The organism is Chamaesiphon sp. VAR_48_metabat_403 (assembly GCF_031422475.1).
In the GTDB taxonomy this organism is placed as follows: Bacteria; Cyanobacteriota; Cyanobacteriia; order Cyanobacteriales; family Chamaesiphonaceae; genus Chamaesiphon.
In genome coordinates, this window is sequence record NZ_JANPLS010000234.1 from 1 (window position 1) to 11,008 (window position 11,008).

The 11,008-nt window shown below is 44.7% G+C and carries 7 protein-coding genes; 4 read left to right on the forward strand and 3 right to left on the reverse strand.

Annotation, left to right across the window (positions count from 1 at the left end; genetic code table 11):
* Positions 1-653: DEAD/DEAH box helicase (locus tag RMO79_RS10935; RefSeq protein WP_310483183.1), on the reverse strand; the 653-nt coding region annotated here is incomplete at its 3' end.
* 849 nt (positions 654-1,502) lie between these two features.
* Here RMO79_RS10935 and RMO79_RS10940 point away from each other — a divergent pair.
* The 4 genes from RMO79_RS10940 to RMO79_RS10955 all read left to right on the forward strand — a co-directional run bounded on the left by RMO79_RS10940 (position 1,503) and on the right by RMO79_RS10955 (position 9,284).
* Positions 1,503-2,948 carry an RtcB family protein gene (locus tag RMO79_RS10940; protein WP_310483184.1) on the forward strand — a complete coding sequence of 482 codons (1,446 nt, stop codon included), beginning with the start codon at positions 1,503-1,505 and terminating at the stop codon, positions 2,946-2,948.
* Between the two features lie 288 nt (positions 2,949-3,236).
* The gene (locus tag RMO79_RS10945) at positions 3,237-4,004 is read left to right on the forward strand and encodes a pantothenate kinase (RefSeq protein WP_310483185.1); all 768 of its coding nucleotides are present in this window, start codon (positions 3,237-3,239) and stop codon (positions 4,002-4,004) included.
* Between the two features lie 341 nt (positions 4,005-4,345).
* Entirely contained in the window at positions 4,346-6,514 is a 2,169-nt protein-coding gene (locus RMO79_RS10950; protein WP_310483186.1) for a HEAT repeat domain-containing protein, read from the forward strand.
* A 214-nt stretch (positions 6,515-6,728) separates the two neighbouring features.
* Complete coding sequence (locus tag RMO79_RS10955) at positions 6,729-9,284, forward strand: sigma 54-interacting transcriptional regulator (RefSeq protein ID WP_310483187.1); 2,556 nt, start codon at positions 6,729-6,731, stop codon at positions 9,282-9,284.
* On the opposite strand, the gene RMO79_RS10960 is transcribed toward RMO79_RS10955, so the two are convergent.
* Together RMO79_RS10960 and RMO79_RS10965 are read right to left on the reverse strand one after the other, a co-directional pair.
* A complete protein-coding gene (locus RMO79_RS10960; protein WP_310483188.1) occupies positions 9,267-9,401 on the reverse strand; it encodes a hypothetical protein in 135 nt (44 codons plus the stop codon). The two genes, RMO79_RS10955 and RMO79_RS10960, sit on opposite strands and share 18 nt — an antisense overlap.
* 24 nt (positions 9,402-9,425) lie before the next feature.
* Positions 9,426-10,823: an AMP-binding protein gene (locus RMO79_RS10965; RefSeq protein WP_310483189.1), complete on the reverse strand. Its 1,398-nt coding sequence runs from the start codon at positions 10,821-10,823 to the stop codon at positions 9,426-9,428.
* Positions 10,824-11,008: the final 185 nt, after the last annotated feature.

Sequence of the window (11,008 nt, forward strand, 5' to 3'; positions counted from 1 at the left end):
GGCGGATCGATCTTACAACGCGGGCGTTTTGACGTGCCCTGCAACCAGTCCAGAATCATGTCAGGATTGCCCACCGTGGCACTCAAACCGACTCTTTGAACATCATTGACACTCACCCGGATTAACCGCTCTAGAACGGACATCAGATGCGCCCCGCGATCGCTTCCAGCCAGCGCATGAACCTCATCAATTACCACTGCCCGCAAATCTGCAAACATCTCTGTATGCGGCACACTTGCCGACATTAACATTACTTCCAACGATTCGGGCGTCGTCATCAACAGCGTCGCAGGCTGTTTGCGAAAGGCTTTCTTCTGGGCAGCTTTAATATCCCCATGCCACAGAAACCGACTCAAACCGAGCATCTCTGTATACATCCCCAATCGCTCGGCTTGATTGTTCAACAACGCCTTAATCGGCGCGATGTAGAGTATCCCCACTCCCTGCGGTTCTTTCTCCACCATCTGCGCCAGCAACGGAAACATACTCGCCTCTGTCTTGCCGCCAGCAGTGGGCGCGAGGACGATCGTATTATAACCATCGAGGATCGCATGACTCGCCAGTTCTTGCACTGGGCGAAGGGAAGTCCAACCTAAGCGGGAGGTGATGGCGGATTGCAATCGATCGGGAAAACGGGAAAAAGCAGATGTCATAGTTATAATCAGAGGGAAAGGAGATTAACCGCCCAAATCATCCGGTATCGGCAAATGTGACTCAAAAAATACGAGATAATAATCGCAGTATTGAAATCATCATATGCTAACAGTCCTTCGAGATGGCCCGTACCGATTTTATTTTTATAGTCATGAGCCAAACGGGATGAATTTTATGTCGATCGGGAAAACGGGAAAAAGCAGATGTCATAGTGATAATCGGGGAAAGATAGAGCCTCAAAGTGGTTGAAACCACTCCTCATGATGCAAAGTCGGCTCTCCCTCCTATGTGGTGATAAGTATTGCTTAAATCTCAACCTTTAACCTGGTACGATAATCACCTCAAATGGTTATTCTCCCCCCGAACAGTTTCACGGCAATGCTTATCCTAGTAGCGATATATATTCGCTGGAAATAGTTGTAATTGAATCATTAACAGGAATATATTCCCAGAAATTTGAGTATGATAATAATGGTCGAATTATCTGGCGGAATGATGCTAATGTTCGAGAAAATTTAGCATCAATTATAGATAAAATGATCCAACCATTACCGCTCGATCGATATCAGTCTGCCCAAGAAGTTATCGAGTCATTATCTCTTCTAAAAAAATAGATCGATCTTGAGATCGGTCAATAATCTAGTTTAAGTGCCGAACCTTCCACACTCCCCCAGTCCCTCCGCTTGACACAGATCGAACTTTCGCGATACCATAAGTTTTATGGGTATATTTCCTAAATATAACTACTTAACAAAACCTTCAATTATTACTGACTGCGGCTGCTGAACACCCAGTCAACCCTACAAAAATAATTGCCAATACTCATAGCGGTATTGGTTACAGGTTTTATGCAGCAGCCCAAAAATACTCACAGACTCCTCCGCGCGCTTGCCAAGCAAGGATTGGATGTCAGTTACGAAGACCAGATTTACACGGTACGATCGACCGACTGCGCGGATGCCCCAGCAGCAGAAGTCCTGTTACCGCCAGATTTCCCGATCGAAGCCAAAGCCTTCAAGCAACTTGCCAGCCTGACTACCCTCGCCCATCCTGGCGGTGGTAATGTCACGCGCACCTTTGCCACGCCCGATTTTCATCCCGGCGATACGGGAGTCGCGATCGGATCTGTCATTCAAACTCAGGGGATGGTAGTTCCCGCCGCCGTCGGTAGCGATATCAACTGCGGAATGCGGCTTCATGTCGTCGATTTGAGCGTTGCCGATTTTCTCGCCCAGCGGAATAAATTTGTGGCGTTAATGAAAGGCGATTACTTACTCGGTACGCGCGATGTCACCATGACAGCCGCAGCCAGTCGGGGCATATTTAACGAAGGTATTCCCGGCTGGTTGGAGCAAATGAGCCAGCACCCGATGGGGAGCGTGGCTAAATCCGACTTAGGGCAATTATGGCAAGAGATCGATCGAGTTCAATTTCTCGGCTCCCTAGCGGGAAATACCCGTTGGGCACCGATCGAACTCACTCCCGCCGCCGGATTGGTGCGCGATGGCGATTTGGGGACGATTGGCGGTGGCAATCATTTCGTCGAAATCCAAGAGGTAATGGAAATCCGCAATCCGCGCCTAGCCTATCAGTCTAACGTCAAAGTCGGACAACTGGCGATCGCGATTCATTCCGGCTCTCGTACCGTCGGTAAATACATCGGCGGAATGTGGCGAGATCGAGCTAAAGCCGCTTGGCTTAAAGGCTATCCGTTCCCCCAGTCGAGCCTATTTGCCCTCTCAACGGCGACTAATCCCGATTTAGTAGCTGAGTATCTCGAAGCCGAAGCAACGGCGGCTAATTACGCTTTTGTCAACCGCTTAATTCTGGCTGAATTAATCCGGTTGCGGCTGCGGGAAGTATATGGCGATCTTGCAGCTCCCCTCGTGTGCGATCTCCCCCACAATCTTACTTTCCCCGACGGCGACGGTTGGATTGTCAGAAAGGGTGCGTGCGCAGCGGGTGCTGGGCAATTGCTAATTACCCCCGGCTCGATGGGCACACCCTCCTATCTATTATCTGGCTTAGGGAACGATCGGTATCTTAATTCCGCCGCTCATGGTGCGGGTAGAGCGATTTCGCGATTTGAACTCACTCGCGCGGGGGCAAATTATACCGAGTCAGATTTAGGTTTGACTTCAGGGGTAGATTGCATCACCTTACGCCCAGAGCGACGAATCGAAGAGGCTCCCGCCGCTTATAAGTCGATCGATCGAGTCATCGATACCCAAGTAGCCGCTGGAATGGTAGAAGTGGTCGCAAAAATGCGCCCGATCTTAACCTTTAAGGCGTAACCTTTCCAAGTTGCGAGTCTACTGTGTGTACACAAGTCCGTTAGACTTCGTTTTGAGATCTAAATACCCCACCCCCCTTTCCAAGGGGGCTTTAGCGCACCAATCAGGGGGATTTGCACCAATTTCGCTGCTCACCAGAGATGTGTATGGTAGGTTGCGAGTAGGGGCAATTCATGAATTGCCCCTACTCGATCGTCGCAAGAGGATTGGAGGTGGGAGGATAGGGAAGTAACATAGTAAAACATTCCCCGTCTCCCCCACACTCTAACTAGCAACTGGCATTAATAGATGGCTGTAACTATTCAGATTGGCTTATCGATCGGTAATTCCCGCTATCATTGGGCGTGGTTTTTAAATACCAAATTTCAATCTAGTTGGGATACAGAATATCTAAATATCGATCGATATTTAGAGTTTATACCGATCGATTGCCAGCGAATAATTACTAACAAAAAACTCGAATTCGATCGAATTCCGATCTATCTAGTTTCTGTCGTTCCCAGCCAAACTGAGATTTGGCAACAGTTACCGCAAGTCAAACTAATTACCTTAGCAGATATTCCATTATCTAATCTCTATCCCACCCTCGGCATCGATCGCGCTTTAACTGCTTTTGGGGCGGGTAACATTTATGGTTATCCCATTTTAGTTATCGATGGCGGTACGGCATTAACTATAACTGGTATCGACAACAATCGTCGGCTCGTCGGTGGGGCAATTTTACCAGGCTTGCGATTGCAATTACGATCGCTATGTACGGGTACCGCTGCTTTACCAGAAATAATTTTACCACCCCAATTACCTCCACGTTGGAGCGATAATACTCCCGGTTCGATCGCTAGTGGCATATTATATACAGTTAGTGCTGGAGTTAGCGACTTTATCCGCGATTGGCAGCAGTTATTTCCAGCTAGTTATATCATCTTGACTGGTGGCGATGGCGAACTTTTAACTGGATATTTACAGGCAAATTTGTATGTGAATTTAGTAGATAAAATTAGATTCGATCGCGATCTATTATTTGAAGGATTGTCGGCAATTATAAGTAGATACTGACTTATGAATTGAAAAAATCGATCTTATTTGATCTATCGCACGGGCAATTTATTGATTTGGGATGCAAACCACAGTGTGGCATTACAATTGTAAGATTAGAGATAAAATAGGTTTTAAAATCTAAACACAGGACATTTTTTGTCGATCGATCTATGAATAGAGTATCTGAATTACTAACCAAAATACACAATCGACACCCCGATTTTATCGACGATCGCCGTTTTCAATATCTCTATCTCAACTAGCGAGAATGGACGGAACCGATCGCTACTATCCTAGCAGATTTAGCCGATCGAGAACAGGTACTAAGAATCGTAAAATTGGCGGTAGATGTAGATTGGATGCTAGCTGCGAGACTTGCTGGTGCAGTACAGCCTCAGTTGAGAACTGAATCTATAGAAATAGTCAGACAGCTAGATGTACCAAAATGGTTGAACCTACAACTCATCTCTCAAACACGAGCGAAGTTTACTATTTCCGAGCTATTACATCGGCTTGAAGATGATAATTGGCAAGTGCGAGATAATGCTGCCATTAATCTAGTTAACATGAATATAGAAGTAGATATTCCTGTATTGCTCCAGGCTGTCGATAGTCAAAATATTAATGTTAAATCGTTGGCGGAGCCTCTCGGAACGAGAATCGCCATTATTAAGTTAGTTGCCTTAAAGCCTCAATTTACAAATTTTATCGTTGCCAAAGCAGCCGCATCGAAAAAACATCTTATTTCAAAATGGAATAGTCTATATTTTATCGACAATAGCGATTGCGATATCGAGCCAATTGCTGTCGTTAAAATTTTAGAAACAATCGACGAAGACACTTGTGATGGCATTATCGAGATTTTGGGCAAGATAAATACGCCGCAAGTTATTGCTATTTTACTCAAACTAACAGAGTGTAAGCCTACTTGTATTAAATGGGCGACAGTTGAAGCTTTAGCCCAAATTGGCTCGATTCCAGCTTTATTAATTGCGAGTAAATCTCGCTCTGCACTCATCCGGCGCAGAGTTGTAGATAAATTAGGAGATCTTCATGCTAAATCGGCGATTCCTAATTTAATCAAATTACTCCAAGATCCGAGCAGTCGCGTGAGATCTAAATCAATAAAAGCATTACGTAAAATTGGATATAGTTACTCATTCAAAGAGGAAATAACAACGACTATTCCAGCTTTAATTCCCATGCTGGAAGATCCGAATGACTGGGTACGCACTCAAGCAGCCGTAATATTAGGCGACTTTCAAGTAATATCAGTAGTGCCTATTTTAATAACCATGCTAACAGATAAAAACGATCGAGTCCGCAATCGATCGGCTGACGCATTAGGTAAAATGGGAGATCGATCTGTAATTCCATTATTGATAAAAATGCTTTTAGATCCGATCGAGCGAGTCAGACGCAGCGCGATCGAAGCATTGATGCATTTAAAAGCAACAGAGGCGATTCCAGATCTAATTCTCATGCTATCCGATCGACATCAAAATGTCCGAAGAAATGCAGCATACGCACTAGAAAACTTAGAGGCAAAGGAAGCTATTCCTGTTTTAGAAAACATGCTCGGCGATCCAGATTACCAAGTCCGAAATATGGTGTTGCGAGTATTGGAGAGCTTAACAACGGCAGGATCGATCGACAAATTTACCGATGCATTCCGAGATCCAAATCCAACAGTCCGTAAAACGGCACTTGAAGGATTATCCAAAACAGATTCTACGGCAATTATCCCGATCTTACTTCAAGCATTTGAAGATGAGGACTATTGGATGCGTCAGATTGCAGCCACAGCTCTCAAAAAACAACAGCCGCGAGATATTTTAGATGGAATCATTCGACTATCGCACCACCAAAACCCTCAAATCCGTAAAGATGCGGTGCAGTTATTAGGCGAAATTAAATTCGATAAATCGATTCCAGTTTTACTAAAATCTCTGAAAGATGAGAATAAACAAGTCCGTCAAAGTGCGGCATACGCCTTAGATCGAATTGGTAACGATCGAGTTATCATTAATTTAGTTAAATATAGTCAAGATGGTGATGCAATCTATCGCGAACATATTAAGTCTGAATTAGCCAAAATTCCATCCCCAGAAATCGTCACTGCATTGCTCGCAGGATTAAAAGATCCCGATGCTAATGTCCGTCGAGCTATGGCGAATGCTTTAGCAAATATGCAAGTAGAAATAGCGATTCCTAATTGGCTGGATCTGCTCGCGAGTTTAGATCCACGTTTGCGAGCGACGGCGGTATCTGCGTTGGGTAAATTGCAATTAGAAACTGCTATTCCCCAGATATTTACTGCCATTACCGACAAAAATGAAACCGTCCGCCGGAGCGCAGTAGCAGCACTAGGAGTTTTTAAAAACGATCGAGCGGCGCATCTATTACCAGAACTTCGCCAACTCATTCCAACAACATTTGGGGAAGATGCTTTTAATGCTTTAGTTTTGATTCAGAATAACTGTGGCTTTTACAACTATGATATTTCTCATACCAAATCCGATTTATAAAATCTACAATGTTGCCACATCCACTATCCACTATTTACTATCCACTAAAACACTATCTCGAAGCTTGTGCGACAGTCGCTTAGGCGCAGCATTACTGTCGAGAAACAAAGGCGTGCACGAATCGCTAGTAGCTTTGTTTGAATGCAAAATGCGATCGAGTCAAGCCTGCTGTGCCTGATACACTGGGAACTAAAGATCGATAGGTACCGCCACCATGTCTACTGAATTAGCGAATTGGTTGGAATCGGCCACCGAGTTGGGCATGTTGCCCCACGATGTCTTAGAATCGATCGCGAGTGAGTTGGAAGTCTCCATCGTACCCGCAGGCTGTCGAGTGACGGTGGAAGATACACCAGTCACCAAATTGTATATCCTAGTATCCGGGCAAGCCGAGCGGTATCGTCGCCAACGTGCTGGCTTAATGTGGGCGACAGGATTATTACCGGGTGCGGTGGTAAATTTATCGGCGTTACAACGCTCCCAACTCACCGACAGCCGAATTGTCACCCTGACGGAATGCCAGTTTCAGACGATTTCCGCCGCAAAATGGCAGGAATTAGTTACCAAATATCCCCAAATTACCGCCGCCTACGCCGAGCGGATGGCAGCTAAATTAGCACAACTCGAAGGTGAAATCGCCTACGAGCGCGACAGACAAGCGGCTTTGCGGGCTTATTTAGTGCCCCAAGCCAAGCGCGGCATTATTGGCGAAAGTCGCTATGCAATTAAGTTACGCCAGCAGATTCGCACTGCGGCTGGTGACGATTTGGCTGTCTTAATTTCGGGCGAGCCAGGGTTGGAAAAAGATAATATCGCCGCATTGATTCATTTCGGCTCCAAGCGTCGCCAGCAGCCGATAATTAGTCTCAAGAGTGCCCTAATTACTGCTAATGGTGCGGAATTATTCGGACGAGTTGGCGGCAAACCAGGATTATTGGAATGGTTGGGAGAGGGGACGTTAATTTTAAATGACGTTCAGGAATTACCGCCAGAATTAGTACCGCACATAGATCGATTATTAACTACTGGTAACTATACCCCGATCGTTCGAGAGGGACAAATTCCGCCCCCAACTCGCCCCAGTAATGCGCGCGTTATTCTCATCTCAGAGCGCACTCAACCGACGTTGCGAAAGGTGGTGGGGCACAAGATCGATGTACCGGGATTGCGGGTGCGGAAAGCCGATTTAGCGGCGCAGGTAAATTACTATATCAACATCATTTGTCGGCAAAAAAAGTTACCCCAGCCCCAACTTACCCCTGAAGCCATCCGCCGTTTGCAAACTTATGATTTTCCTGGCAATTTGCAAGAGTTACAGGGCATGGTGAATCGGGCATTATTACAAGCACCAGGGAGTAAACTGCTGACAGAAGAAGTCTTTTGGGCGCAAGCGGCAAAAAAACAACTATTTCGCCTCAATTTATTAAATGCTTATCCCCAATTGCGGCGGTTTTTAAATACCGATTGGTATCCCGATCGGATTAATTATGGTTTTACAGCGTGGGTATTTCCGCTGGTAGTTTTAATTTTATTTATCGCTCCTCAAGATCGCCAACATAATTTCGCCCTGAATTTATTTTGGGCGTGGTGGTGGCCACTAATTTTAATATTATTCCCCATCATCGGTCGATTGTGGTGTGCTTTTTGTCCGTTTATGATTTATGGTGAAATCGTCCAGAAACTTTCGCTGAAAGTTTTTCCCCGCACACTTAAAAAATGGCCGCGCGAAACTGCTCAAAAGTGGGGTGGCTGGTTTTTGTTCGGTTTATTCGTCCTCATCTTTCTCTGGGAAGAACTCTGGCATTTAGAAGATACTGCTTATTTGTCTAGTTGGCTGTTATTGCTAATCACTGCTGGTGCTGTGATTTTTTCGCTCATTTTTGAACGGCGATTTTGGTGTCGATATTTATGTCCGATTGGCGGTATGAATGGATTATTCGCCAAACTATCGATCGTCGAATTACGTGCCCAACAAGGCACTTGTGCGGCAGAATGTACGACTTATCATTGTTATAAAGGTGGTGCTGGCTTTGGCGAAGGACAAACGACAAATGGCTGTCCGATTTATTCTCATCCTGCCCAATTAACCGACAATAAAGATTGTGTATTATGTATGACTTGCCTCAAAGCTTGTCCCCATCGATCGGTAGAATTAAATTTACGTCCGCCCGGAATCGAATTATGGACGACGCATATCCCTCATGCTTATGAAGTCGCTTTATTGTTTCTTTTATTAGGTGGTGTTTATCTCCACCGCTTACCAGAATTGAATAATTTGCTAGATTTACAAGTCGATCTAACCCAATTTTTCCCCCACTTAGGACTATCGATTGCAGCGATGCTACTACCGACATTAATTCCGGCGATTGCTTATGGAATCACGCAAGGTATTTACAACTTAGGAAAATTAGAATTCATCTCAATTAAAATTTGTAAGCCGCAATCATTCATCGATTCAGCCTATGGTTATTTGCCACTAGTATTAGGCGGTAATTTAGCCCACTATTTCAAACTAGGTTTAGAAGAAGGCGGACAAATTATTCCAGTTACCTTCGCCACCTTCGGACAAATTAACGATAACTTACCCAGCTTTATTGCCCACCCCGCTGTGATTATATTTCTCCAAGGCACGACCTTAATTATCGCACTATTACTCACATTTTTTCTAACTCAGAAAATCGCCAAACGTCCGATTCGATCGATCCTGCCTCAGCATTTAGCTAGTATCTGTTTAATAGTAACGCTGTGGATTTCAATCGTGGGTAATTAACATTACTAAAATTAGATCGGTTTCCCGCGATCGATCTAAAGTAATATAGAACCGAAAATTGTAATTCTGACAACCAGCCATGAAATTTCCCCCGACTGTCTTTTGTGGATAACGCATCAGTTTAGAATAGGGGGATTCAGATTAGAGATTGAATCCAATTAAATCTCCGACAATTTTGGTTAGATCTCGATCTAATATCTTACCTAAAGCATTGCGAGGAATGCGATCGACAGCAATCCAATATTTAGGTAGCTTATAACTACTAATTTTACCCGCGATCGCCTGCGATAATATCTCTGCTGAAGCTGGCAAATTATTTGCTACATATACCGCCGTAACTGCTTGTCCCCAATAACGATCGGGTATTCCCATTACCCAGACATCCGCAACCAATCCAGTTGCCATAATTATATCGACAACCTCGATCGGAAAGACATTTTCACCGCCAGTAATTATTTTACTACTACTGCGACCGACAATATTCAAATAGCCATGTTCATCGATCGTCCCCACATCGTCAGGCTCGAAATAACCGCTCGAATTAAGATCGGGAAAATAACCTAGCATTAACGAATCAGCAGCAATCTGAATCGTCCCTACTCGATCGACTAATTGAGATTTTTTCATAATATTAGCAGCCGCAAGCAACTTAATTTTGACATGGGGTAATGCGACACCACAACTATTATTACCCGCTAAAAATTCGCTCGGTTTAAGACTAGTAATTTGCGATCCGGTTTCTGTCATTCCATAAGTTAGAGCCAGCGGTAACTTGGCAACTCTGGCTCTAGTGAGTAACTCGCTGCGCGGTGGCGCGCCGCCGACTAAAATTGTCCGCATTCGTGCCAACCAACTTGCATTTAGATCCAATAATTTAGATAATTGAGTAGGTACGAGCGAGATAAAATAGTCCTCAGCTTCAATGCGATCGATAAGTAAAGCTGGATTTAGATCGAGTTGATGCAGATCGATAATAAATAACTTACCATCGGTTAATAGCGATCGACATAACTGCATCAACCCACTCACATGATAGAGCGGTAAAGTACAAACACAATTAACCGTAGCTACCTCATAAAATTCCTGAAACCCCCAGACAGATGCACCTAAAGTCTCCCAACTATGCATCGCCAACTTAATCGCTCCAGACGAGCCTCCCGTCGGAATCATGATGAGGTGTCGATGCTGCTGGCTATCTACGCGTGCTGTTAACCGCGCCAATTTTTCCCGCTCGGTAATACCCCAGCGTGGATTACCTAAAAAAATCGGTAAACCCAACCGCGAGCCAGCCATGAAAGCCGCAATAAATTCGATCGGATCGGGAGTCGCGATCGAGATAAAATGAGGCTGAGAATGCCTAAACTTTGCTAACTGACGATCGGCTAAATCGACGATCGATCGACCGTCGATACCCACCAACCAACCAGCCATCAATCTTTGAATACATAAATGATAAACCCATTCACCGATCGCCGCTCGATCCAATGAATTAAATATCGCTCGATTTTCGTTCCGAAAGGCTCCGCCAACGGATTTCATATCAATCTCTAAATTAAAGAACGACAGATGGATTAAGGCGCAAACGATAAAACCCTTGCCTCTTGCCTCCTCAACTTAGCCTCCAGCTCTCTCTATCCAAAAAAACTACCCCCGACTACGTACTTACACGATTGTAGAAGAGGGAATAGGAGATATAAAGTTGAGTAAACGAGATATAGAGGTGT